The 26890-nt window shown below is 39.3% G+C and carries 21 protein-coding genes; 10 read left to right on the top strand and 11 right to left on the bottom strand.

The genetic code is table 11. The features are described 5' to 3' along the window. Positions 1–13: 13 nt before the first annotated feature. From truB to QI031_RS01710, 4 genes are all read right to left on the bottom strand, one after another. A complete protein-coding gene (truB, locus tag QI031_RS01725) occupies positions 14–892 on the bottom strand; it encodes a tRNA pseudouridine(55) synthase TruB (RefSeq protein ID WP_281483513.1) in 879 nt (292 codons plus the stop codon). A 209-nt stretch (positions 893–1101) separates the two neighbouring features. Then, positions 1102–2769 (bottom strand): sodium:solute symporter family protein, encoded by a 1668-nt coding sequence (locus QI031_RS01720; protein WP_281483512.1) that lies wholly within the window; start codon positions 2767–2769, stop codon positions 1102–1104. Positions 2770–2782: 13 nt separating this feature from the next. After that, complete coding sequence (locus tag QI031_RS01715) at positions 2783–3037, bottom strand: DUF4212 domain-containing protein (RefSeq protein ID WP_214441315.1); 255 nt, start codon at positions 3035–3037, stop codon at positions 2783–2785. Between the two features lie 145 nt (positions 3038–3182). Next, positions 3183–4553: a cytochrome P450 gene (locus tag QI031_RS01710; RefSeq protein ID WP_281483511.1), complete on the bottom strand. Its 1371-nt coding sequence runs from the start codon at positions 4551–4553 to the stop codon at positions 3183–3185. Positions 4554–4749: 196 nt separating this feature from the next. Between QI031_RS01710 and QI031_RS01705 the strand changes: the two genes are divergently transcribed. The 5 genes from QI031_RS01705 (at position 4750) to QI031_RS01685 (ending at position 10448) form a co-directional block, all read left to right on the top strand. Next, on the top strand, positions 4750–6963 hold the full coding sequence (locus QI031_RS01705) for a phosphoketolase family protein (protein ID WP_281483510.1): 2214 nt from the start codon (positions 4750–4752) through the stop codon (positions 6961–6963). A 464-nt stretch (positions 6964–7427) separates the two neighbouring features. Continuing rightward, complete coding sequence (locus QI031_RS01700; protein ID WP_281483509.1) at positions 7428–8876, top strand: hypothetical protein; 1449 nt, start codon at positions 7428–7430, stop codon at positions 8874–8876. Positions 8877–9448: 572 nt separating this feature from the next. Further along, positions 9449–9685, top strand: coding sequence for a hypothetical protein (locus tag QI031_RS01695; protein ID WP_281483508.1), 237 nt, complete (start codon positions 9449–9451; stop codon positions 9683–9685). After that, a complete protein-coding gene (locus QI031_RS01690) occupies positions 9675–9941 on the top strand; it encodes a PIN domain-containing protein (RefSeq protein WP_281483507.1) in 267 nt (88 codons plus the stop codon). Before QI031_RS01695 ends, QI031_RS01690 begins: the two co-directional genes overlap by 11 nt. A gap of 147 nt (positions 9942–10088) precedes the next feature. Further along, positions 10089–10448, top strand: coding sequence for a ribbon-helix-helix protein, CopG family (locus QI031_RS01685; RefSeq protein WP_281483506.1), 360 nt, complete (start codon positions 10089–10091; stop codon positions 10446–10448). Between the two features lie 192 nt (positions 10449–10640). Here the strand turns inward: QI031_RS01685 and QI031_RS01680 are convergent, their stop codons facing one another. The 3 genes from QI031_RS01680 to QI031_RS01670 form a co-directional block, all read right to left on the bottom strand. After that, positions 10641–12353 carry a hypothetical protein gene (locus QI031_RS01680; RefSeq protein ID WP_281483505.1) on the bottom strand — a complete coding sequence of 571 codons (1713 nt, stop codon included), beginning with the start codon at positions 12351–12353 and terminating at the stop codon, positions 10641–10643. 69 nt (positions 12354–12422) lie between these two features. Then, the gene (locus tag QI031_RS01675; RefSeq protein WP_281483504.1) at positions 12423–14315 is read right to left on the bottom strand and encodes an ABC transporter permease subunit; all 1893 of its coding nucleotides are present in this window, start codon (positions 14313–14315) and stop codon (positions 12423–12425) included. A 42-nt stretch (positions 14316–14357) separates the two neighbouring features. Next, positions 14358–15308, bottom strand: a complete 951-nt coding sequence (locus tag QI031_RS01670) for an ABC transporter ATP-binding protein (RefSeq protein ID WP_281483503.1) — start codon at positions 15306–15308, stop codon at positions 14358–14360. Between the two features lie 968 nt (positions 15309–16276). On the opposite strand from QI031_RS01670, the gene QI031_RS01665 reads away from it, so the two are divergent. Beyond that, a complete protein-coding gene (locus QI031_RS01665) occupies positions 16277–17005 on the top strand; it encodes a phytanoyl-CoA dioxygenase family protein (RefSeq protein WP_281483502.1) in 729 nt (242 codons plus the stop codon). A 303-nt stretch (positions 17006–17308) separates the two neighbouring features. Continuing rightward, a complete protein-coding gene (locus tag QI031_RS01660; protein ID WP_281483501.1) occupies positions 17309–18082 on the top strand; it encodes an MlaE family lipid ABC transporter permease subunit in 774 nt (257 codons plus the stop codon). 120 nt (positions 18083–18202) lie between these two features. Here the strand turns inward: QI031_RS01660 and QI031_RS01655 are convergent, their stop codons facing one another. Further along, positions 18203–19192, bottom strand: coding sequence for a cell death suppressor protein Lls1 (locus QI031_RS01655; RefSeq protein ID WP_343217836.1), 990 nt, complete (start codon positions 19190–19192; stop codon positions 18203–18205). Continuing rightward, positions 19138–19605 (bottom strand): Rieske 2Fe-2S domain-containing protein, encoded by a 468-nt coding sequence (locus QI031_RS31540; protein ID WP_343217835.1) that lies wholly within the window; start codon positions 19603–19605, stop codon positions 19138–19140. Before QI031_RS31540 ends, QI031_RS01655 begins: the two co-directional genes overlap by 55 nt. 22 nt (positions 19606–19627) lie before the next feature. On the opposite strand from QI031_RS31540, the gene QI031_RS01650 reads away from it, so the two are divergent. Both QI031_RS01650 and QI031_RS01645 read left to right on the top strand, forming a co-directional pair. Continuing rightward, positions 19628–22279 carry an MASE1 domain-containing protein gene (locus QI031_RS01650; protein ID WP_281483500.1) on the top strand — a complete coding sequence of 884 codons (2652 nt, stop codon included), beginning with the start codon at positions 19628–19630 and terminating at the stop codon, positions 22277–22279. Between the two features lie 88 nt (positions 22280–22367). Continuing rightward, on the top strand, positions 22368–23999 hold the full coding sequence (locus QI031_RS01645; RefSeq protein WP_281483499.1) for an ArnT family glycosyltransferase: 1632 nt from the start codon (positions 22368–22370) through the stop codon (positions 23997–23999). A gap of 983 nt (positions 24000–24982) precedes the next feature. Here QI031_RS01645 and QI031_RS01640 read toward each other — a convergent pair. After that, positions 24983–25237: a hypothetical protein gene (locus tag QI031_RS01640; RefSeq protein WP_281483498.1), complete on the bottom strand. Its 255-nt coding sequence runs from the start codon at positions 25235–25237 to the stop codon at positions 24983–24985. 131 nt (positions 25238–25368) lie between these two features. On the opposite strand from QI031_RS01640, the gene QI031_RS01635 reads away from it, so the two are divergent. Beyond that, the gene (locus tag QI031_RS01635; protein WP_281483497.1) at positions 25369–25908 is read left to right on the top strand and encodes a calcium-binding protein; all 540 of its coding nucleotides are present in this window, start codon (positions 25369–25371) and stop codon (positions 25906–25908) included. Positions 25909–26074: 166 nt separating this feature from the next. Here QI031_RS01635 and QI031_RS01630 read toward each other — a convergent pair whose 3' ends face one another. Continuing rightward, positions 26075–26863 carry an ion transporter gene (locus QI031_RS01630; RefSeq protein WP_281483496.1) on the bottom strand — a complete coding sequence of 263 codons (789 nt, stop codon included), beginning with the start codon at positions 26861–26863 and terminating at the stop codon, positions 26075–26077. Between the last annotated feature and the right edge of the window lie 27 nt (positions 26864–26890).

Raw genomic sequence — 26890 nt, 5'->3', positions numbered from 1 at the left:
ATGATCAAATTAACTAAGAAACTGGCTCAAAAACCATAAGAGGAATTAATACTTCACCTTGTAATTGTCCAACCCCTAAAAAGCGAGTTTCTTGTTCATAAACTCTCACTATCCCAAAAACATCCAGAGTTAGGGAAATTCGCTGTCCCTGACACCATTTCTGGGCAGATGTTGCTGGTAAATTTACAGATGGCAAATGTTGCAAAGGAGTATCAGGAGCAATAGGTTGAAATATTTCGGCTTGTAATTGAGCTTTTAAGTCGTTGAAAGTAAGACTGTTTGTTAAGTTAAAACCGCTACTTTGAGTGCGCGTTAAAGCGGCAAGAGTTCCACCAGTTGCTAAATCTGTACCTAAATCACGAGCGATCGCTCTAATATATGTACCACTACCACAGGCGATCGCAATGTCCAATTCAGGAAAATCTCCCTCTCGCCAATCCAAAATTTCTATGTGGAAAATTTCGACTATTCTGACTGGCACTTCAACTGTTTCGCCTCGACGTGCTAAATCATAAAGCCGTTTCCCATCCACTTGAATGGCGCTGTAAATTGGTGGTATTTGCTCAATTTTGCCCGTAAATTTTGATAAAGCAGTTTTTACCTCTGCTAAATTTAATCCAGCACAGGGCTGAGAATGAATGATTTCTCCTTTTAAATCATCAGTTGTGGTACGCACACCTAACCGAATAGTGGCTTTGTAAGCTTTGTTTTCTGGCAAATATTGCAATAATCTTGTAGCTTTCCCAAGTGCGATTGGTAACACTCCAATAGCAGCAGGATCTAAAGTTCCTGCATGTCCCACACGTTTAAGGCGCAAGAGTTTTCGCACCCGTGCTACACAGTCATGAGAAGTCCAGTCTAATGGTTTGTTTAAGTTGAGGAAACCTTGCATGGGGCATGGGGCATGGGGTATTCATAGGGCATAGGGCATAGGGCATAGGGCATGAGGCATGAGGCATTGGTGAATTGGGGAAAGAAATGTCTTCCGCAGTCGCTCCACTTGGGGAGACCCCAAGACCGCGCTGCTCTCCTTGTCTCCCCATCCCCTTGTCTCCCTGCTCCCTGCTCCCCTGCCTCTTTTTCCCTGCTCCTCTACCTCTTTCATTCAAATACTGATTCTTCAATCATTGGGCTGCGGAGGTCTTCTACCATTGCTTGAATTTCTGCTGGTGGGGGTGGGGTGAGACGAGAAACTATTAAGGTAACTACAAAGTTAATTAGCATACCTAAAGTACCAATTCCTTCTGGAGAAACTCCAAAAAACCAAGGTTGCATACCGCCAAACTTAACGCCGATGATGTAGGCTATGGTAAAAATTAAACCAGTTAACATCCCAGCGATCGCTCCTGTGGAATTGGTGCGTTTGTCGAAAATCCCTAAGAAAATTACCGGGAAGAAACTAGCAGCGGCTAAACCAAAAGCAAAAGCCACAACTTCGCTCACAAATCCCGGCGGATTTACTCCAAAGTAACCAGCAACAACAATAGACAAACCCACCATAATCCGCCCGACAAACACTCTTTTTTGTTCCGAGGCTGTGGAATCTACAATGCGATAATAGATATCGTGAGCGACAGAACTAGATATTACTAGCAATAAACCTGATGCTGTAGATAAAGCCGCAGCTAATCCGCCAGCCGCTACCAAACCAATCACCCAAGGAGCTAGTTTAGCTACTTCTGGGGTAGAAAGTACGATAATATCCCGATCAATTATAATTTCGTTAGTGTCTTTACTTGGGGTTAACTGGAGACGACCATCCTGATTTTTGTCATCAAAGGTTAGCAGTCCCGTTTTTTCCCACTTAGTCGCCCAGTCTAGCTGCTGTACTTCTGCAACTGTATGATTGTGCAGAGTATTAATCAAGTTATAACGGGCAAACATGGAGAGGGCGGGAGCCGTAGTATAAAGAATGGCAATAAATAACAATGCCCAACCAGCCGAAAAACGGGCAGCCCGTACACTTGGCACTGTGTAAAATCGGACAATAATATGAGGTAAGCCAGCAGTCCCAACCATTAAGGCAATTGTTGTGAACAATACATCGAGCATGGACTTGTTCGTAAATGGCTGGGTATATTCCTTAAACCCTAAATCAACTTGGATTTGATTGAGTTTGTCAGCAACATCACTAAAAGTAAATGCTAATTGGGGAATAGGATTACCTGTAAGTAACCAAGCGATCGCAATTACCGGAATTAAGTAAGCAAAAATCAACACACAGTACTGTGCTACTTGTGTCCAGGTAATGCCTTTCATCCCTCCTAACACGGCAAAAAAGCCGACAATCACCATGCCGATGATTACACCCGTATTAATGTCAACTTGGAGGAAACGGCTAAAAACAATGCCCACACCCCGCATTTGCCCAGCTACATAGGTAAGGGAGACGAAAATAGCTGCCACTACTGCCACTAAACGAGCAATATTAGAGTAGTAGCGATCGCCGACAAAATCTGGCACTGTATACTTACCAAATTTCCGTAGGTAAGGAGCCAACAGCAATGCTAAAAGCACATAGCCACCAGTCCAACCCATCAGATAAATAGAACCGTCATATCCCAAAAAAGAAATCAGCCCCGCCATTGAAATAAACGAAGCTGCGGACATCCAGTCAGCTGCGGTGGCTGCACCATTCGCAATTGCAGGTATCCCCTGTCCGGCGATAAAAAAGTCTTTACTATTTTTGACTCGTGATTGCCAACCAATATAAATGTAGACAAGAAAGGAGAGTCCAACCAACAAAAGAGTCCAAATTTCGACTGACACGGTTTTTTCTTCCTTACTTCTTGATATTATATTTGCGGTCTAACTTGTCCATTTGAAAGGCATAAATAAAAATCAAGGCTACAAATACCAGGATTGATCCTTGCTGTGCCATCCAAAAACCAAAGGGTACGCCAAAAAAACGCACTCCGTTCAATAGTTGAACCAGTAAAATACTAAAAACGATAGAAACCAATGCCCAGACAATTAAAAGGTTACGAATTAAAGCAGTATTAGCACGCCAGTAAGAGCGACGCTGATCTTCATCCATTGTTTTTTATAATGAGTGCATCAAGAATAATATCAAGAAGCCAGTGTTATGCTGTCTAATTCCTGTGTAATTTTTTTAATTGTTTAGTAAACTTAATTGAATTTTGTGCAAGATCCCCGACTTCTTCAAGAAGTCGGGGATCTAACTACTTAGTGCTTGTTTCTAAAGTACGAGACTTCGCCTCACGCTGACTTTTCACAACCATCTGGATAGGGCGCGCTGGGGCTGTTACTAAACCACGGCGTTTCGGTGGCATATCACGATCATCTACTAGCGCCAATTCTTGACTTGTAAGAATTTTTGCCAGTACAACTTTCATTTCAAACTGGGCAAATGCCATACCAATACAACGTCTAACACCACCCCCAAAAGGCAAAAATTCGTAAGGAGAAAATTGACGTTCTAAAAAGCGTTCTGGTTTAAACTGTTGAGGCTCTGGATATAAATCCTCTCTTTGGTGGGTTAAGTATATGGAACCCATGACAACTGTGTTTGGTTCGAGTTTATAACCGCAAAGAGATACGGGTGTTTTAACTACCCGTGGAAAAGTCAGCATAGCCACTGGGTATATTCGCAAGGTCTCGCAGTAAACAGCATTGAGATAAGGTGCTTTAAAAATACTGTTACAGTCTGGATGATCACCTAAACTATCTAGTTCTTGCACCAGTTTTTCGCGTACTGAGGGAAATTTATGAATCCAGTACAATGCCCAAGTTAGGGCAGTGGCTGTAGTTTCGTGACCTGCTACTAACAAAGTCATCAATTCATCACACAACTCTGCATCTGTCATTGGTCGGCCTGCTTCATCGCGGGCTGCCATGAGTAAGCTGAGAATATCTGTACGGGATGAGTCTGGTTGGTCTCGACGTTCTTGAATTTCTGCGTTTAGCAGTTGGTGGACTCGCTCTCGGCGACGTATAAATTTTCCCCAAGAACTTTTTGGGCCAAAATCTTTTTGTAGGGCAGGAAAATAAAGTTGAATAACCCTCCAAGGAGAAGTTTCATTTAGCATGGCAGCTAAAATCTCCTCTAGTTCTTGCGCCCTTAGGCCTTCATATAGTCCAAATACAGCTTGCATAATTACGCGCATGGTAATAAGCTGCATAGCAGAGTGTACACAGAAGGATTTGCCTACTTGCCACTGAGAAATTACTTGCTCTGTGACATCATTAATTACCTGTCCATAAGTTCGCATTCTGTCACCGTGAAGCGGAGGCATCAATAACTGTCTTTGCCGCCGATGCACTTCACCACTGATTGTGATCAGAGAATTTTTCCCTAGCATAGGTTCAAAAGCAGTGTTGCGATCACTGGGGGCTGTAAACTCTTTAGTATCGCTAGTCAAAATTTGCTGGAGTGCTTGGGGATTGCTCACAAACACCATAGGCTCATTCAATTGCATTGTGAAGATGTCGCCATAGCGCTGAGCGCAAGCTTCCATAAAAGACATAGGACTCAAGATCCATTGAAGCTTTTGTACTAGCGCTGGGTACTGGGGGCCATTTGGTAGTTTCATAAACTTGATTTGCTGAATTAATTCTTTTTTGCCAGTGAAACTTCGATAAAAAAATTAAATTTCTTTTAACTTTATTAAAGCTACTTATGCTGACGTTGCAAAAAAGCAATAAACCGTTACAACACGAAAGATGTAAAATTTTTGTTAAATTCAACATGCATCTACAGTTTTTCGTCGTCCTTACAAGGTACTCAGCATGACAGCAATGACTTCAAAAGCATCCTCAGCGCTTCCTAATTTTTGTCAAGGCATTCAATATTTTGGTGAAGCGTTACCAAGTTTTGCAACTTATGGTGCAACACCTGCTATAGAGTCGGGCAAAATAGCGATCGCAGATGCCGCAGATCCTGCTGCTGTGTATCAAACTTTGCTGGCGGCCGATGCCCTGCGTTACCTAACATTACAAGTGACTAGTAGTAAAGCCTCTGGACATCCAGGCGGATTTGCCAGCCAAGCAGAAGCTTATGCATCTCTTGTCATGTTGGGACACAAGAATATTATTACCGAAGTCGGACACCACGCCCCTGGATTTTATAGTGCCATGTTCCTTGATCGCTCCTTGGAGGATATGGGAATTTTAACAGTCCAACAATTGCGCGATCGCTTCCGTGAAAAGCACGGTCTTTTAGGACATCTCTCTGGTTACATACCCGGCATTCTTGCACCTGCGGGGCCACTGGGACAAGGACAACACTTTGCAATGGCAGCTGCATTGCTACACAAAGATAAGTTATTTCCCTTTACTGTGGGCGATGGTGGATTGGGTGAACCCTATATTGTGAGTTCAATGGCACACTTTAACACCGCTTATCCCGAAGCTACTAACTTCTTGCCAGTGCTGGTGTGGAATGGTTACAGCCAAGAACATCACAGTATGGTTTCTCTGAAAACTAATGAACAGATGAAAGCATACTGGCAAGGTAACGGTTTTGCGGAAGTCGTCTTAGTGGATGCTAAAGACTTTGACGATCAAAATCAACCAGGAGATTATGTCGATAGTACCGCCTTTTCCTTTAAGCAGCGGCTAGCCTTCACCAAAGCTGTACTTATTGGTATAGATAAAGCAGCCCATTCTGCCCTTAACGGTAAACTTACTGTTTTTGTTATTAAACAACTCAAAGGTGCAGGAGTTCACGCACGAGGTTCCAAATCTCACAACCTCTATCCTAAAGATACGCTGGATGCTCCTCATATCATCAAAGCTTTACAAGAACGGGCTTTGTCGTTAGAAGCTTGGGAATTAGTACGCACAAATGCAGAACGCGCTGGCGGTGGCCCTGCGGCGAAGACTGTGGTTACAGAATTTGAATTACCATTACCAGAGTTAGGCGAATTGCCTTTAGAAGAATATTCCGTAGGTGGTGATCCTAAAGTTTCGACAACAGCGATGGGACGGTTGGTAGGAATTGTAGGTAAAAAAGATAGTAACTTCTTAGTTACCAACGCCGACGGTAACGAAGCATCGGGAATTGGTAACATCAACCAAGCACTCAAAGTTATTCACCCTACAATTGACGACTTATATAATCAAGATCCCAGTGGACAAGTTTACGAACCGTTGAGTGAAGATGCTTGTGCAGGTTTAGCCGCTGGTTTAGCGCTAATGGGTGGGAGAACTCTGTGGTGTTCTTACGAATCTTTTGCCGTTAACGGTTTACCAATTTGGCAAACTGTAATTCAAGCAATGGCAGAATTACGCCGTCCTACACCTTCGACAATTACTTTATTTACTGCTGGGGCTTTAGAACAAGGACGTAACGGTTGGACTCACCAAAGACCAGAAATTGAAGCTTACTTTGCTTCATTAATGAGAAATGGCAATGTCTTTCCCTTATTTCCTCCCGATGCTAACAGTATTCAAGTCTGTTATGACTGGGCATTGACAACTAAAAATAAAGGAATTGTAATTACTGCAAGTAAGTCACCTTTACCAATTCGTACTACCTTAGAACAAACTCGTAAAGGATTGCGTGATGGTGCAGTTTTATTACAAGAAGTGGCTGGAGATCAGCAAGTTGTATTTGCAGTAATTGGTGATATGACATTAATGCCAGTATTTGAAGCGGCTGCTTTTTTAGAAACTGAAGGTATTGGTGTCAAGATAGTTTCTGTTATTAATCCCCGCCGTTTATATCGTCCTGATGATACTGCATGGGATACTTGTTCTCAAGCTGATGGCGATTTTATGGATAATGCCAAATTTGCCGAATTATTTCATGGTCATGCATTAATTGGTGTGACTGGCGGTGCTGCGGCGATGCTGGAACCAATTATGTTACGTAGTAACTGCAAGCGGGATACCTTCGCTTGGAAGCGTGGGGAAACTACAGCCAGTGCAGGTGAGTTGATGGCGTTTAATGGATTGACTGCGGAGGCATTGACTAAGCGCGCGATCGCATTAGTGCATTAAATGATGTTGCATAAATGCGGGATGATTTTATTGAATTTTCCTTTGCTTTTCATCCCTAGATTCAGCAACGCCCATTAAATAAAACTGGAATTGTTTCTACTTTTATCGCATTTATACGTATAGAAACGCTGAAATAGCGCCGGAATGCGTATATTTGCGTTTTTTTATTGAAGAGAACTTAGCAGACAGGAAAAATGGGAGTAGATTTGCTGAAATTCTTTGACAAAAGCTGGTTTTGGAGTTGCAAAAGTTAGTTTACGAGTCAGAAACTTAGTTTACAGGTCACAAAACTTGATTTTTAAGCTAGGACGAAGGGTGATATTTTTATCTGGAAGCGTGGTAAATATGGAGACTTGAGGAAAAGTGCGATCAGGTGAGTACATTAAATTTAGTATAGATATAATGTAATGTGATACCCCTACCTCAGTGTTTTCCAGGATGGGGATTAATATACATACTAAATTATGCACTGCAAAATATTCTATTCTTGGCAGTCAGACTTACCGAATGCTACGAATCGTGGATTTATTGAAAAAGCTCTTGAAGATGCTGCCAAATCTATCCGCAATGATGATTCTATAGAAGTAGAGCCAGTTATAGACCGAGACACAATTAATGTACCCGGCTCTCCTGATATTGCCTATACAATCTTTGGCAAAATTGAACAGGCTCAGGTTTTTGTATGTGATATCTCAATTATTAACCAAAATACTTCGTCTCGTCCTACTCCAAACCCTAACGTCTTGATTGAACTTGGATATGCAATCAAAACTCTCGGATGGGACAACATTGTCATGGTGATGAATTCAGCTTTTGGTAAGCCAGAAGAATTACCTTTTGATCTGCGGATGAGACGAGTTATCACTTACCACATGCTTCAAGAAAGTGAGGATCGTGCTACAGAGCGAAAGAAACTCGAAAGAACATTGACAGCAGCACTTCGGAGTATTTTGGAAGGACTTGATTTGCAAACTACTGGGGAAATTGTTCAACCATTAAGTATAGGTGAACAGGCAAGAATTGCTGTTGAAAATTATCAGCCTAATCAAATACCTTTAGTTCGTCGGTTCATGACATGGTTAAGGGATGAACTTGACGCACTCAAGCCAGCTTTTACAAAAGGAGGTTTCCCTGATGAGTTGCTAATGCAGTCAATTGAGCAAACAACAGACTTAGTTATACAGTTTGCTCAGATTGCGGAAGTAATCGCAACTATGAATAATTATGATGCTGCTAGTGAAATATACAAACAGTTTGAACTTATTCTAGAACGTTACAATATGCCGCGTACTTTCTTCGGTAACTATAAAAATATTGATTTTGATTTTTATAAATTTATAGGTCATGAACTTTTTGTAACTTTTTTCTCGTTTCTAATTAGAGAAAATCGTTGGCAACTAATTGCAGATTTATTAGAAGAAGAAATCTATGTTGAAAATCATCAAATATCTAAAGAACAAGGTTTAGTATCATTCATCTATGTCTCTAAACATGTTAAATTATTAAATTATCATAAAGAACGCCTGCGCCTCAGCCGAATATCAATTCATGCAGATATTTTAAATGAACGTCATACGCAAGGAGAGCTTGCAAAAGTTATCCCAATTCAGGAATTTATGGATGCTGATTGCTTTTTATTTTTAAGATCGGAATTTATGGCTCCAGCAGCAAGCCAGTGGAATAAATGGATACCTTGGAGTAAGGTATATATGCAAAAAGTACCAAGATACTTGTTGGAAGCATCTCACATTAAATATGCTGAAAAATTATTAAGTCCTCTTGGAATAAAAAATATTGATACTTTTAGAATACGTCTACCTGATGCTTCAAATAAGTTAGAAAAGATGTTTTCTGATGGATTTTCAGATTTTTCTCCATTGGGAATTGATCCTTTGACCATTGGAAGTAAATAGAAGACTTTATTTTTTAGTTTTTTAAATTAAATCCACTTTCTCAAATATTCCTGATAGCCACGCACATAAACAAACTTTACTTTCAGTGATTTCAATACTTTCAGTGATTTCAACGTTTTGAAACCTGTGAAGACCGATTTTGTTTGTATAGCCGCAACTTCAGTCGTTAGGCGATCAAGGCTTTAGTTTAGGAGTACGATCGCACTGTTCACATTAATTCATCATCCGCGATCGCGCAATTTCTCTTCTACCGATTGGATGTACTTGTATGCTGTAGAATGAAACAATTGCCACAGTTTCCTCATCTAATGTGACAAATTCAACCTCCCCCATAGTGCTGATATTTATAGATTTTCCTAATTTCCTACCAGAAGTAGTCTGTAGGGTGGCTTAGCGACAGCGTAACCCACCAAACCAATAACCTAACTGTAAATAGTGGCTGAGCTTGCAAACGGAAATCATCATATTTACCAGATTATCCGGTGCGCCTCGCCCACTCTACCATCATCGCTTTAGTTATAATAAGACAATCACAAAAAATTTACTCAATTTAGGGTTTAAGGTTATTCATAATGCTGCAAATTATCCAGGCAACTTGTACTAATGGCGAACTTATTTTGAATGAAAAACTAAGTTCTGAATTAGAAGGTAAAACCATAAAAATTATGATTATCGAACCCAGCGAATACACTCAAGCAATAGATTCTGAAGAATCCAAAATACAACAATTTTTAGCACAAGTTAATAACTACTCTTTCCAACTCCCCGCAGATTACAAATTTAATCGAGACGAAATTTATGAAAGATAAAATTTTTCTCGATACTAACCTGTGGATTTATCTCTATGCTAAAAATCCGCCCGAAAAATCCCAACAAGTTGCAGAAATTATTAAAAATAGTTATTCATCTTTGCTAGTTAGCACTCAGGTATTAGGTGAGTTATTTCATGTTTTAACTAGAAAAAAATTTACATCTACAACAGATGCAACCACGATTATATTAGATATAGTTAATACCTTTCCAATTCAGGCAATTAACGCAACAGAAGTTATACAAGCCTTATAAATTTACGCTAAATATCACTACTCTTATTGGGATAGTTTGATTATATCTACAGCGTTGTTAAGTGAATGTTTTATCATTTACTCAGAAGATATGCAGCATAATCAGCTAAATTAGGATGTAAATAAGCAATGATAGAAAAATAGAACTATGACTGATACACCTCGAAAAGTCAACCTAACCTTAGATTTATCGCCTGAACTAAATCAAATCCTCGAAGAACTTGCAGAAAAAACAGGTGCAAGTAAAAGCGATGTCTTGCGTCAAGCTATTACATTAATGCAAGTAATGGTGACAGCAAAAGAAGAAACCCAAAAATTAGGAATACCACAAGCAAATCAACTCATAGCGAATGAGATATTTTTCTCATCTAGCCAAAAGCCAAAACCACACCCACTAGACGCATTTATAGAAAAACATGGTGCTTGGGAAGATGAACGCACCGCAGAAGAAATAGTCAAAGAAATTTATGATAGCCGGACTATTTCTAACTATGATATTAGCTTATGACTTATTTATTAGATACTGACACTTGCATTTACTGGATTAAGAACATTAATTCAGTTAGGGATAAAATTCAACAAATATGATGGGAGCAACTTTATATTTGTAACATCACTGTTGCCGAGTTATATTTTGGTGCTTATAATTCTCAACGAATAGCAGAAAATTTAACTCATGCAGAAAAGTCTATAGGTTTTCCTAATTTCCTACCAGCAATGCTTTTGTTGCTGACTCTCCGACTTTTCTCAGTTTACGCGTTAGTTGAAATACCAATAAACTTAAAATACTACAGTGACCAAGAATTGCTAAAAAAGGAGCCATTGTTGATATGTGTTCTCCTGAAGGATATAAAGTAATAATTGGTGCAGCTACCGAAAACAGCCACAGAAAAGAGTTGTTTCCGGGATTAGAAAACAACATACCTAAAATGATTACTGGTAATACAATTACCGCACCAACTGCACCAGTAGCCCACAATAGGCGATGCTGATTTTTCATTAACAATAGTAGTTGAGCAATAACTGCATAGATTACAGCTAAACTACCACAGAAAAATAGAGATACAAAAGCATTGGTTTTATCACCTATGTTGACTCCAGAAATTAAAATAAACACACTTAAACAGATAATAGCAATCATGGCATTAATTGCGATCGCCAGAGTTCCTGGGCTTTTCTCACCCCAAATTAAATCCTTGATTAACTTGCTATGATACTGTCCTTGATATTGAGAAGTATGTCTGTAACGTGCCCAATCTTGTAATGTTTGGCGATGAGGATTGAGTGCAGCGATGAGATATAAAAACAGCCACAAGTTTAAGAAAAATAAGCACGCCAAATTCTCAAATATCGTACGTGAGCCGTAAGAACTATAATAATTACCTATAGCTAGTTTTTGCCAATTCGCACATCCTAAAGTGATACCTGTAAAACAAATAGTTAATAAATAACTTTGCTTTTTGCTCAACATAGTAGCGTTAGGATCACGAAAGCAACGCTGTAAAGATTGCCAGATAAAGTATGCGCCTATGAAGTCAATCAAAATAGCAAAACAAACTGTAGTTAGAAAACTAGTTCCTAATGGTATACCAAACCAATGAAAGTTAATAAAGTTGAGGTTATCTGAAGAAAATATAGAACTAACGTCAGGATGGGGAATTAAGTAATAAGGGTTCATCAACCTTAATACAACAAACGGAGTATCAGATGATGCTTCTGGAGCCATTGCTTGCTTAGTAAACATGAGAAAGCCTAAAACTGCGCCGCTTCCCAACCAAGCTTGGAAACCCCCTAACCAAGAACCGACTAAGCCAAATAATAATGCTCCACTATAGTAAAAAATACTAGCAGCGATCGCGATCGCGTAGAAAATTAAAATCATCGTCAGGGGAATATTGGCTGCTAACCCTAACCACAAATGCAAGGGAACTGCTAACAATACCGCAGCATACAATAATATAGGCACACCTAACATTTTTCCCCATAAAATACTCTGGGGTGATTGGGGGCTAAGGCGAATAAAATTGAGTGTATCACGCCTTTCTTCGTTAGCTAAATCGCTGATGAGTAGATAAGTTCCGGCAACTAAAAGCGTAAAACAGCCAATAAGACTCAGCAACGTAAATGTATCCAAAGACCATAATTGCCAGTTGATAATAACATTGCCAAATTCATCACCTAGACATTCTTTAGCGTTATATAGGGATTTGCCGGTGCAATATCTGTGGGAGTAACTATATAAAAGATTATTTTTGGTTGGTAACTGGGTTTGAAAATACATGAAAACCACAAATTGACCCAGCAGTGAGATAGCAGTGGCTAATATGAGATTGCGGGATTTTAGTCGCCCTTTTAATTCCCGCAACAGTTGAGGATTCCAATCTCCTATTAGATTCATGCAATTAGGTTTCATAGTTATCACTCTCTTAAGTTAACTTAACTGAGATCCCCGACTTCTCAAAGAAGTCGGGGATCTTGTTGTTCAATGTCCTGTTAATAATGCTTTTGTTGCAGACTCTCCTGCTAATTTAACCTGTTTTGTCAATTGGAAATTTAATAATGCTAAAACAGTCAACTCGGCTAAAAGTGCCATAAAAACTGTTGTAGTTGCGGAGTATTCAATACCAGCCCAAGGAAAAGTCGAAAATAGCCAGACAATAGAATTTTTATGAGATGTAACACCTAATAGTTGAAGAATCATTGCTGGTAAGAATAGCAATGCACCTATAGTACCAACTGCAAAGGCAGAACGCTTGGGAGTTTTCATTAACAGTATTAGTTGGGCTATGGTGGTGTAAATCATCATTAAACTAATAAATAAAGCAATTGCTAAAATTGCCTTCATTCTCCCAATATCATTAACCCAATCAATACTGTCATTATGGTGAATGTTCAAAATCGGTGCAAGTATAATCCAGACTACCAAAGGTGTAGTAGCGATCGCCAAATTAATTGCCATTGCTACTAAGGCAGGACTTTTCTCAGCCCAAATCAAATTTCTCCACCAAGAACGACTAGAAACTTTTTGGTATTGATATCTTGCCCAATCTTGTATTTCTTGACGATGTGGTGACAAAATTATCAGCAAAGCAAATAATAGCACTAAGTTAAATAATGCTATGAAAACAAAGTTTTCTCCTATTTGATCGTTAAAATCATAATAACAATCAGCAGAGTTCACAGTTCTATTTGGTGGACAATAATTGTTGTAATATTGTAGAGTGAATCCCCAAAAAATCACTTGAGAACAAGCTACCAAAAAATAACTTTCACCTTTGCTGAAAATTGCTGCATCTGGATTACGGAAGCGTCGTTTCAGTGCTTGCCAAATCCAATAAATTCCCACACCGTAATTAAATAAATGTAAACCAATCAAACCAATAACACTTTTACCTAATGGTAAATAGAAAAACTGTAATTGATTCAATGACGATTGATTATATTGACGAAATAAGTTTCCAAATAGATAACTCATTATGTCAAAAGGACTTAACAACCTCAACCAAGTAGCTGCATTGTGAAAATTTGAACTCTCCGATGCTAGTTGCATGGTTATAAACAAAAACATTAAAACTGCACCACTAGCTATCCAAGGTTGAAACCCCGTAACCCAATGACTAATTAAGCCAAATAGTAATGCAGCACTGTAAAAAAACGTACAACTAGCAACTATAATTAAATAAAAACTGAATATAGCACTCAATGCAATTTTGGCAGAAATTCCAGCCCATAAATGTAAAGGTAATGCTGCTAAAACTATAAGATAAATAACAATTGGTACTCCTAGCATTTTGCCAGTCAAAACACTCACTTCCGATTGGGGACTTAGACGGATAAAATTTAAAGTACCGCGTTGTTCTTCTTGACCCAAGTTATTAATTAGCAAATAAGTTCCAGCAACTAGCAGTGTGAATACAAATATCACACTCAGGCTTAAAAATATGTATTTCCAGTGGTCTTGCCACCACAATTGCATATTGATTTGTTCTGAAGGGCAATATTGCTGATATAAAGTTTTATGAAGATTAGTATGTTTTAAATTCAAAGATGCAAGTTGGGTTTTTAGTTCTTGCAGCTTTGCCAAGTCATAGTTTTTATTACCACTATATAAATTGATTTTTTGCTGAACTTGGTTAATTAGCTGAGAAACTGAGTTTTGTTGCTGTAGATAACCTGAACTCAAGTTGCAGTATGTCCCAGACATGGAATATTTTTCGCCGGGAAAATCACCAAACTGATATAAAAAAATTCCTAGTTGTGTAATTAATGAGATAGCAACAGCAACTATAACATGAAAAACTTTGAGGCGACCTTTGAGTTCCCGTAATAATTGCGGGTTCCAGTCGCCAATTTTGTCTATTAAATTGACCATCATAGAAAAAATCTCCAAAAAGAGGGAGTGAGAATTATTGACTTATTAAGATGCTTGTTTGTGTCCTAACTTCAAGAAAATAGTTTCTAGGTCTTCTTGAGTACAATGAAAATCGTTTATGGGAATACCAGATGTAATCAGCGATCGCAATAATTCCGCACTATCTTCTTCTTTGCCAGAAAAATTTACTCGTACACTGTTTTTGGTGGGTATTACTTCCCATTCTTCCACCAATGGATGATGTTTCAATTCACTTAAAAGCGCTTCTAAATTTCCTAGAGTTGATAACAAAATTTGCTGGCGCGAAAGACGCTGATAAAGTTGCTTAAGTGAAGCACTTTCTACCAAAAAACCCAGTTCCATAATCCCTACGGAAGTACAAAGTTCCGCTAAGTCGCTGAGAACGTGGGAAGAAATCAAAATTGTCATCCCGGCTTCTTGCAGTGCCTTGATGATTTCACGAAACTGCATTCTAGCGATGGGGTCAAGTCCTGAGACAGGCTCATCTAGCAGCAGTAAAATTGGTTCGTGGATAATAGTTCGTGCTAAACTCAAGCGCTGCTTCATCCCCCGCGACAAAGTAGAAATTAAACTATAACGTTTATTACCGAGTTGGATGAGTTCTAAAACCTCATGCAGGCGTTGAGTGCGGCGTGGTTCTCGCAAGCGATACAGACGCGCAAAGTAATCTAGGTAATCCCAAACAGTCAAATCTTCATACAAAGGATAGTCATCGGGTAAATAGCCCAAGCGACGCTTAAGAGTAAGATTACTTTTATCACGACGTAAGCGATCGCCATTAATATAAATCTCACCCGTAGTTGGTTCCTCAGCGGCTGCCAACATGCGGATGAGAGTTGTTTTACCCGCGCCATTCGGCCCAATCAATCCATATACTTCACCTACCTGGATCTCTAAATCAACGTCATTAACGGCAACGTGCCGTTCAAATTGCTTCGTTAGTCCACGGGTAGAAATTGCTAATTCTTTTACCATCGCTGCTTAGAGTGCGGCTTGTGATTAACAGTTAACCTAACCTTTCTCTACAGCTTTTGTCAGTGTCGTTTCGGAAATTGAAACTGAGTTTAGTACAAATTTATCACCTGCAAAAAGTTCAGCAGACGACAAAAGACAGAGGACAAGGGGCAGGGAGCAGGGAGCAGGGGAGAAGAGGAAAGAGTGTTAACCACAAATTAATAAGTGCGAAGTAGTTTCAAATTCCCCCTTGCACCCCGCACCCTGCCCCTTTGCCTTCTTACCATGCCCCATGCTCCCTATCTTTTACAAAATTGAGTAGAGAGACGAAAAAGCACTTGAGGTTTTGCTCACTCAAGCGCTTTTTCGTATAAATCTGTACCAAATCACTTCACTGATGTAACATTTAAAATCTGCAATACACTTCTAATGAAAAGTATTACGAGAATAACTTGTAACAAACACTAAGTGAGATGGCATCACTCCTTGCATTCTTAACCATATCTCTTTTAGGACAAAACTGAACATTTAATGCGTGACAGTTTGTTAACTGACACCAGTTAAAAATCCCTCTTGTATAGGTTGTATCGACTAAGACAATGGAAAAAATCTAGCTACTGGTATAAAAAGTTAACATTAATTAGCGATCGCCATTTAATCACGGTATTTTGTCCAAAATAAGTAATTCTTATAAAAAATATTCGTTATTTAGTGTCAAGCCCTATTGACTAATTGTAACAATTTTGTTAACTTGGTTTACATAAATTAATAAAACACAATAAATTTTTTGCTCGGTATCGCTTGATCTCATTGTCATTCGTACTTCTCCCTTAAACCTCGGCTGCCAACCGAGGTTTTTTATTGATTTTGAACTGAGCGTAGTAGTTTTCTTGATAGAGTTGCGTAGATATTGCAATTGTGATCTTTTGAACTAGTTATCAACTAATCAAAGGTTCCAAATTGCTAACTTTCATCAAGCGATAATTACCATGACTGAGTTTGAACGCTATCTGTTTGACTTACAAGGATTCTTGATTATCGAGAATGTTCTAAATAGTGAGCAGATTAAAGCAATTCAGGTACTTTTAAATCAACAGATTGCCCTCCAAGATCATCCAGAAGCCACATTTTTGCGTTTTGATAGTCTACTATCTTGGGGCAAGCCTTACCAAGAACTAATAGATCATCCGCAGATTACACCCTATTTATCTGAGTTGTTGGGAGAACAGTTTCGCTTAGATCATGACTATATTCACATTATCCGTGAAGGTATTGGCCCTATTGGCTCTCACCTACATGGAGGTGGAACTCCCTACGATCCTTGTCAGTATTACCTGTTCCAAAATGGCAGGATGTATAATGGCTTGACCACTGTCGCCTACGAACTGCAAGATGTACATTTTGGTGAGGGGGGATTTGGTTGTATTCCTGGTAGTCATAAGAGTAATCTAGCTCTACCGCAAGCATGGAAAAATTTGGAATTTCCTTGTGAGTGCGTACAGGCAGTTTCTGTAAAGGCAGGTAGCGCCATTATATTTACTGAGGCTTTAACTCATGGTACTCTGCCGTGGCGGGGGTTAGGCGATCGCCAGACACTATTTTACAAATATTCCCCTGGCTCATCAGCATGGGCTAGATACTACTATAATCTTGATGATTATCCCAACTTGACTGCTTCTCAACAAAAAATTCTCAGGACACCAGGAGTTTTTCCCTAGATGAGACATTAGGGAATATTGCCAGCAGTCATTATTGAACGTATCAAACAAGTAGCAAAAAATTCAGAGCATAAGAATATTTTTTTCGCTAAAGCCTGAAATTTTAGGTAAAAATCTAGAGTTTCCCAAGGTGTAGCGTAATAGCAACTCTCTAAAATTAGGTAACAGATTCAAGTCTAGAAGCTTAGATGCTGTAAGACTTTCATAATTACGAATTAGGTTGCCGAGCGAAGTCGAGGTACGAATTACGAATTGGTATAACCTCACCTAGGTACAAAACAGTCAGTCTCAAGGGCGGTAAAATTGCAACCAAAAGGAAATTTAGAGCAATTGTGGATAGTACGCTGTTTTGCCGCAGTACTACTCTTTGGCCAAGTCTCACTACATTTACTTCAAGGAAAAACTTGCTCCCGCAAAATTTTGGAACACATGGTAACTGCGGGGCCAGGTTCTATTTCTCCAGTTATTCTGGTGAATATTTTTGCAGGGATGATTTTTACTATTCAGACGGCTAGAGAATTAGTCAGATTTGGTGCTGTCAGTGCTGTAGGAGGTGCTTTTGCTTTAGCTTTTTGTAGAGAATTAGCACCAATTTTGACCGCTAGTATTATTGCCGGACAAGTAGGTTCTGCTTTTGCGGCAGAATTAGGTGCAATGAGAGTTACAGAGCAAATTGATGCACTTTATATGCTCAAAACAGATCCAATTGATTACCTAGTACTTCCTAGAGTAATTGCTTGCTGTTTAATGATGCCAATCATGATGATTTTTGCTTTGCTTATGGGACTCATTGGCGGTGTTTTTGCCGCAGCACAGTTTTACAAAATTCTTCCAGAAATATTTTTAGAATCCGTCAGAAATTTTTTAGAACCTTCAGATTTATCTATTATTTTGTTGAAAGGATTTATTTTTGGGGCTTTGGTTGCTGTTATTGGTTGTAGTTGGGGTTTAACTACCAAGGGAGGAGCCAAAGAAGTTGGAGAATCAGCAACAAAAGCAGTAGTCACTACTTGGGTATCAATTTTTATCATAGATTTTTTTCTATCTTTATTACTGTTTGAAAATCCTGTACTTTAAACCTAACTTTTGACTCGAATATTCAAATTTTGCATCTTTTATCGCGTTTAATAAGACTAATTTTCCTTGTTCAGATCCTCCAGATCCCCGACTTCTCGAAGAAGTCGGGGATCTTATTGTTCAATTTTTCTCTGGTAGATTACGTAAAGGTATAGGTCGTCCACTGTAGAACTGTTTTTGAATCTTATTAAGTAGCAACCATATAACCCCAAATATCAGGGGTGTTAATGTTTCAGCCACTGCGACTGGAATAGATCTTGGATGGAAAAATAATGATAAAACTGGAGTGCTGATTAAAGCAAATACTGTTATAATTCCACACCATAACTTCAATCGCTGAATATTAACAAGTGCAGTTCTACAACTTGCACAATTTAATGTATGCGAGTTATACCTTTCTAGCAGCTTCTCTCTCGGTACTATTGGTGGAAAACTCTCCCCTGGAAATGGTTCAGCATTATATTGGTTGACCCACTGGCGCAATTCAAAAACAAAACTGTCTGCTTTGGTAGGGAGATAAAAGGCCTTAGCAAAGTTATAACTACCTCCTTTGGCTGCTAAATAACGTTCTTGATAATGAAGGAAAATTTGATCGTCTTCTAAAACCCCATTTTGTCCAATATGATAATACCAGCGTGGTCTTAGCTGAATAAATAAACCCGGAAGTTTAGAAGAAAACTTGAAAGGAAAACGCGCAAATAAACGACATTCACCTTTACGAATTGGTGTTGCATAAACAGAAGTGATAATTCTTCCTCGTTCAGAATTGATATCATGCCACATTAAACAAGGAGCGACGAAAGTTGTCGATAGTTTTCCTGACTGGTTTGGTTTTATACCTTGCTGCCAAACGCCTTTGAATCCCTGTTTTCCAGATTCAATGACCTCTAATCCTAAAGCAGTTGCATTGGCTCTATTGCCTACAGTTCGGTGATGTGTGAAAGCTACGTGACTGGGATCAAGTATATTTTCTAAAAGTGTCAGTGCATCGTAAGGTACATCTCTAAATGTATTGATTATGACCCAGCCATCAGGTGATTCTTCTAAAGGTTCGATTATAGGAACTGTTGTTTTGGCGGCATTTTCTGGGTTGCCAACATAAACAAACAATAGTCCTTGTCGTTCAGTTGTAGGTAATGATACTGCACAAGCTCGTGAAGAAGTTTCCGCTGTTCCGCCTGGAGGTTGCTGGGGAATACGTTGGCAATTGCCATCTCCAGAGAATGACAGCCGTGATATGGACACTCTAATAGTCCATCATTGTTAATTCTACCTTCGGAGAGTGGCGCTAAACGATGAGGACACTGATCTGTGAATATTCTCCAGGATTTTGCTTGCTTATCCCACCAAATCACAATATCTTTGCCTAATACTGTTAAAGGAGTTGGTTTTGATTTATCTAAATCCTCAAGATAATGGACGGGATACCATGCTTCTTGCCAATCGAAACACTGCGGGTCACTACCACCAGGAGAAATTTTATCTACAGAAATATTGCCTACAATAGGCTCTGTATCCGACATTCTTTCAATTTATAAATTTTGATTGCACTCTATTAATTGTATCTTTACTAAAATTGCATCCATGCGGCGATCGCTGATTATTTTATTAGTAGGGCTAATAGCCCTAATCATGGCTCATGGAATGGCGCTGATTTACCAAGTTCAGCCGGGAATTTCTCTGTGGTATCCTCCGTCAGGTGTGGCGATCGCTTTGACTTTTTGGTTTGGTCGCTCTGGTATTATCTTGACAGGGTTAGCATCGTTTTTGATGTCACCATTTTGGGGGTTGCACGGTTGGGAGCGAATGATTGGCTGGGTCGATGTCATTGAACCTTTAATTGCTTGGTTACTTTACCGTCGTCTTTGGCGGGGTTCCCTCACACTAAATAACCTCAGAGATGCTACTCTTTTTATTCTCAGTGTGCCTTTAGTAGCATCGGTTACTATAGCCACAATTGGTAGTTTGACTTGGGTAGCTATAGGTAACATGTCGGCTTCTAGCTTGACTCAAAATATTCCTTACTGGTGGTTGGGTAACGCTATAGGTATTATGGCAATTACGCCTACTGCCCTTCTAGTCATAACACCGTATTTGCAGTCTCGAAATTGGTTAACTAATTCAGAACCATCCAAATCTTCATCTAGCTGTCTCAGTTTTCCCACCTCCCGCAGCCTTTTACTAGAAGTAAGCGCAATACTACTGTTTTGTATAGCTACGGCAATTCTCACTGTTTTAGAAACTGACCACTCAAATTTTAGATTTCAACAATTATCTTTTTTAAGTTTTGTGCCTGTTATCTGGGCTGCAACTCGCTTTGGTGTCACTAGCGGCATGTTAACCTCTAGTTTTTGCGTACTGGTAACATTGTTTTGTTACTTGGTTGTTTATCCCAATGCCATGTCATTGCCAAGGTTCCCAGTCCCAGCAGAAGTTTTACATGTTCACAAACTGAGTTTACTAGTGCAGTGTGCTGTCGGTTTATTGGTAGGAATTGCCATTACAGAAAAAGCCAGGATTCAAGTAACGCTGGCTGTAGAAAGAGTACGACTAGGAGAATATCAAGCTCGTGCAGAATTATCTGAAAAACTGATCCAACTTAATGATTCACTAGTTGAAGCTAACGCTCATCTTGAAGAATCTCATCATGATAAAGATGAATTACTGAAACGTGAGCAAGCCCTTCGTAGTCGGCTGGGCAATATTCTAGAAAGCATGACGGATGCGTTTATTGCTGTCAATCAAGACTGGCAAATTACTTATGTTAATCAACAAGCAGCAAAAATTAATGGAGTAGAAGCAGAATCCATTCTGGGGAAAAATTTGTGGGAGTATTGGCCTCAAACGAAAGATACAAAGTTTGAGTGGGAATATCATCGTGCCATGTCTGAAAAAGTAGCTGTCCACTTTGAGGCATTATGCGAACCGTTGAACAAGTGGTTTGAAATCCATGCTTATCCTGCTGAAGATGGTCTAGGTATCTTTTTTAGAAATATCACTGAGCGCAAACAAGTAGAAGTAGAGCGTGAACATTTACTGATTTTAGAACAGACTGCACGCAGTGAAGCTGAAATGGCTAACCAACTTAAAGATCAATTCTTAGCAGTTCTTTCTCATGAATTGCGGACTTCACTTAATCCTATTTTAGGTTGGGCAACACTATTAAAAAGTCGTAATTTTGCAGGAGCAACACTAATACGTGGACTAGAAGCTATCGAGCGTAATGCTAAATTACAAATTCAATTGATTGAAGATTTGCTGGATGTTTCTCGCATTCAACAAGGAAAAATCATTTTAAATACTCAGCCTGTGAATTTAGTTAACACCATAGAAGGGGCACTCGAAACTGTTCAGCTAGCAGTAGAGGCAAAAAGTATTCAAATTCATACCTCCTTGGAATCAGATATCGGAATGGTTGCAGGAGATGCCGCTCGCTTACAACAAATTTTGTGGAATTTACTTTCTAATGCAGTCAAATTCACACCACCAAGAGGGCAAGTGAAGGTGCGATTAGAACGATTTGACAACTTTGCTGAAATTCAAGTTCAAGATACTGGCAAAGGCATTAGCACGGAATTTTTACCTTATGTATTTGATTATTTCCGTCAAGCTGATGGTACAACAACCCGACAATTTGGAGGTCTGGGATTAGGACTAGCTATTGCTCGTAATCTTACCGAATTACACGGTGGTTCTGTCAAAGCAGAGAGTCCAGGAGAAGGAATGGGGGCAACATTTACAGTCAGATTACCGCTAATATCTAATCTGCTACAGACAAGTAAAAGTAGTGTCAAACAAACTAATTATTTGAATTTGACAGGGTTGTGCATTTTAGTTGTAGATGATGACACAGATACAGGTGAATTTCTGTTAATGATGTTGAAAGAGTTTGGTGCATCTGTCACTACAGTTACATCGGCAGGTGATGCTTTGGAAGTAATCGCAAAATCCCCAGTTGATTTATTGTTAAGTGATATTGGAATGCCAGGAATAGATGGTTACATGTTAATGCGTTTAATTCGAGCTATGCCAGCAGAGCAAGGAGGAAAAATTCCGGCGATCGCTTTGACTGCTTATGCGGGAGAATTAAACCAGAAACAAGCATTAGCAGCAGGCTATCAGATGCATTTGGTGAAGCCGATTGAGTCAGAGGCATTGTTAAAGGCTATATCACAAGTTTTGACATATACAACATAAATTATAAATAATTCATTGAACAACAAGATCCCCGACTTTTTAAAAAAGTTGGGGATCTAAACTCAAAAAAAGTAGGAATATTAAGTAAATGCAAATAGCTCAGAAATGGTTGGCTGAAAAAACTAATCAAGTAGTGTTTTGTTTGCTGGTTGGAGGACTGCTGTTTCGAGCTTTTATTGCTTTCTGGCTTTATCCTACTTTTGATGAAGCTTATTACTATCTTTATAGCCTACATCTGGACTGGAGCTATTTCGATCATCCTTTGCTAGTAGCGCTAACAACTGGTTTTGGCCCTTGGTTGACTGGAGTTGTATCTCAGTTCACCATTCGTATGGGGGCGTTGATTGCACACACAGGCAGTTTAGTATTGTTATATCTGACTAGCAAGAAATTATTTTCTCCTCAAGCTGCGAAAATAACTTTAGCGATCGCTACTATTAGTCCGATTTTTCAAGTTGGCTTTGGTATACTCAGTCTACCTGACAGTCCGTTGATATTTTTTTGGTCAGCTAGTTTATTTTGTGCAACCACTGAATTTTTTCGACAACCAGATTCATCTAAATCCTACATCCCCAGTTACCGCCTAGCAATTCTAGGTATTTTAGTGGGATTAGCCTGTCTAAGTAAATATCACGGTTTTATTTTAGGATTAGGGCTGGTTGGTTTTTGTGTAACAAATCCACGTTATCGCTGTGTTTTTCGCTCCCCTTGGGCATGGCTGAGTTTAGGCTTATTTCTAATCACCATCTTCCCGATTTTGTTTTGGAATATTCAGCATGATTGGGTATCATTCCGCTTTCAATCAGAGCGAGCAGTGCCTAGAGGCGGCTACAATTTGCTGAGTGTAGTACTAGTCTGTTTAGCTGGAGTAGCTTACCTGTTCCCAACCATAGGATTACCCCTCTGGTGGGTAAGTTTGCGACCAATGTTAACTGGAACAGTTCAAGTTTTTTCCCAAAAATCATTAAAATTTGGTAATTTCTTTCCTGATTCCTGGCTTTTAATTTTATGGGTATCCTTACCCGTAATTTTGGGGTTTACTCTGATTGGAGGATATCGACAAATTCTGCCGGCTTGGTCAATGCCAGGATTTTGGGGGGTAACTTTGCTATTAGGTCAACAAGCAATCATCTGGGAGCAGCAATCTCGACATTGGGTGCGGCGATGGCTTTTAGGTTCAGGAATTATGGTTGTCACTATCTTACTAATTGCTTTGTTACAAGTGACAACGGGAATCATGCAAAAGCCTAGCCAGTACGCTTTTATGGGAGGTTTCTTACCTCCCAAAGATGACCCTTCTACAGAACTAATTGATATTCAACAACTGCGGCGTGGTTTTGCTGCATCTCCTATTCTGAGTACAGCTTTAGAAAAATCTAGTTTTATATTTACTAATCGCTATTACATTGGTGGGCCAGTTGCGATGTCCCTGGAACCCTTAGCAAATATTCCAATTACTTGCTTTGATATTGGTAAAGATGTGCGTGGCTTTGCTTTTTGGTCAGTAGCCACTCAATGGTTGGGAGAAGACGCGCTGTACATTACTACTAAACCCTTTAATCAAAGAAAAGACTTGATGGATAGCTATCAAAGTCACTTTAGCAGTTTGACTGAGATTGCAACGATTCCCATCCGGCGAGGCGGGGTAGTGGTCAACGTCATTTATGTCTATCAAGCCAAGACGCTGCTCAAGCCTTATCCTCGGTCTTACGGAATTTGAAGACTTGCTCTCAAACTCTTAAGTAGTTAAACAAAATTAATTACACAATGTCATTGCGCTAAGCGAAGCCATGCCCGAAGGGCTTTATGGAGCGGAGCGTAATGAAGCAATCGCAAAGGTTGAGATTGCTTCGCTTCGCTCGCAATGACTGTAATTAATTTTGCGTGGTTATATCATTTCACGAAATATTTGAAACAAATTACTTTTCTTACTCCCCCTGCCTCCGGTCACTGAGCGTCTTGTACTGACGCTCTTGCGTCGCTACCGCTACGCTAACACCACAGCGCTGTCTTCCTAACGCACTGGCTTCTCTGTGGTTTAATTTTTGTAGGGAACAGGGAACAGATAAATGTCCTAACAATTTTGGCTACTGCTATATTTTAAAAAGGAAGTTGCTACAGTTTGCGCGTAATACGTAAATGTTCAAGCTGTGGCTCTTGCAGGGAAAACAGAAGTTGCTACAACTTGCGCGTAATACGTAAATGTTAAAGCTGTAGCTCTTGCAGGAAAAACAGAAGTTGCTACAACTTGCGCGTAATACGCAAACGTTCAAGCTGTAGCTCTTGCAGGAAAAACAGAAGTTGCTACAACTTGCGCGTAATACGCAAACGTTCAAGCTGTAGCTCTTGCAAGGAAAACAGAAGTACAAATTGAACTTTGTTCCGCTTCTGTGCGAGACGCTACGCAAACGCTAACACCCGCAAGTGGCATGAAAGCTCTCTTACTCCTTTTCTTTGTTAACAGGACTTACGCAAAAATAACGTAACTCCGTCATTACGAGCGATAGCGAAGTAATCTACCTTAACGCTGGGATTGCTTCCCTACACTTTGTTCCGGTCGCAATGACAATATCGGCGTTGCGTAAGTCCTAGTTAGTTGAAATCTCACCCACAAGTGGCGTAATTTTTCCCCCTGCTCCCTGCTCCCCTGCCTTTTCAGTTTCCCTCCAAAGATTTTTTAACGTATTGCCCAATGCATAAGATTTAATGCAAAAATCTTGCTAACAGTTCTTCACGAGATAATGAAAGACACATTGGCGTAAATTCTTCTGCCGATAACTGTAGTAAACTATTGACTACTTTTGATAGTTCTTCATCCACTTCACCAAATCTGAATCTCAACAAATTTTCTACGACTTGGCGACGTTCAAGTTGTACTCCCTGTTCAACTCCCTCTTGTACAGCAGCAGCCCTGGCTTCTTCATAAGCTTGAGTTAAATCGTGCGGTTTTATCGTCATTTTTTCACAGCTAATCGAGTTGTATTATATTGCAATACAGTTCAATCAACGCTAAAAACCTTAAATTGCGTAGGTTGGGTTGAGCATCAGCGAAACCCAACATTTCTGTTTGTTTGCTTAATTGAAAGATATTGACAGTCATCTCTTCTATCAACTGGAGTTTAGCTGATAACTTAGAAAACCTGAATTTGATTGGTAATCAAGATATTTATGCTACGGGTAATAGTGTTGCTAACCGACTCACAGGTAATAGTGGTAACAATACTTTGAGGGGTTTAGATGGTAATGACTATCTCTCTGGGGAGGCTGGCAATGATTTACTCATTGGTGGTTTGGGGAATGATACCTTAGTTGGTGGTTCTGGTGTAGATATGTTTGATTTGACTGGTGTTGTTGCTGGTGGCTTTGATACTATCCTGGATTTCAAAGTCGGTGAGGATATGGTGTTAGTTTCTGGTGCTGAGTTTGCATTTGCACCTGGGACATTGGACGCGAATCGGTTTGTGTTGGGGATGAGTGCGACAAATGATAGTCAACGCTTGATTTACAATCAAGCTAAGGGTGAATTGTTCTATGACAGCGATGGTATTGGTAGTAATGCACAGGTGCAAATTGCCCTGTTCTCTAATCGTGTCGCTGTTACTGCTGCTAGTTTTAACGTAATTGCTTAATTTTTGATTTTAACAGCGATCGCTTGTTCTCTATTTTAAAAGGCGAAGGGCGATCGCTGTTGAGTCAGCTTTCCGAATCCCTCCAGCCATTTGATATTTATGGCTATTAAACTGTATATTTCAATTACGAATTACGTTAGCGAAGCGGAGCGAAGCCCATTACGAATTACGAATTACGAATTGGTAATTTACTGCCACATCTTTTACAAAATTCAGCATCGATATCATGAAAAGTTAAACCGCAATCTGAACAAACAGTTTCTACCTGATTAACAGTTTTGACTACTCGCTTAATCAAATCTCCCACTTGCCAGGGAATCAAGGCAATTCCGGTAAAAATCATCAATACTGTTAGGAGACGACCTAATTTTGAAATCGGAATCACATCGCCAAATCCCACTGTTGTCATTGTGACAACAGAAAAATAAACTGCATCTAAAAATGTACTAAAACTTTGCGGGTTAACCGGATGCTCAACTTGATAAATTAAGCCAGAATAGACAAAGACTATGGCGAATAATGTAAACAGTATTCGCGCAAAAATAACACCATCTTCAGTACTAATACTGGCAAAGAGGAATTGATTATCTATAAATCTAATTAACCTTAAAATTCTGAACCATCGTAGTAAACGAATAAATTTAATATCTACTATTCCAAGTAAAAATGGCAAAATTGCGATTAAATCAATAATTGCATAAAAACTAAAAATATACTTAATTTTATTTTCCGCACTCCAGAGTCGGATAGCATATTCTACTGCAAAAATGATGAAAATAGCAGTATCAATTATATGTAGCTGATAGCGAACATTGTCAGAAATATTATAGGTTTCTACTACAAAAATTCCTGATGATAATAGAACTAAAGCGACAATTGCCAAATTAATCGCTTTACCTATTGGCGTTTCCAAGTCTTTTAAGTAAAATTCTGTTTGTTCTTTACTCAGTAACATATTTGACCAGCAATAACTTTAATACAT

This window comes from Halotia branconii CENA392 (assembly GCF_029953635.1).
GTDB classification, from domain to species: Bacteria; Cyanobacteriota; Cyanobacteriia; order Cyanobacteriales; family Nostocaceae; genus Halotia; species Halotia branconii.
This window is presented reverse-complemented; position numbering and strand designations above follow the sequence as displayed.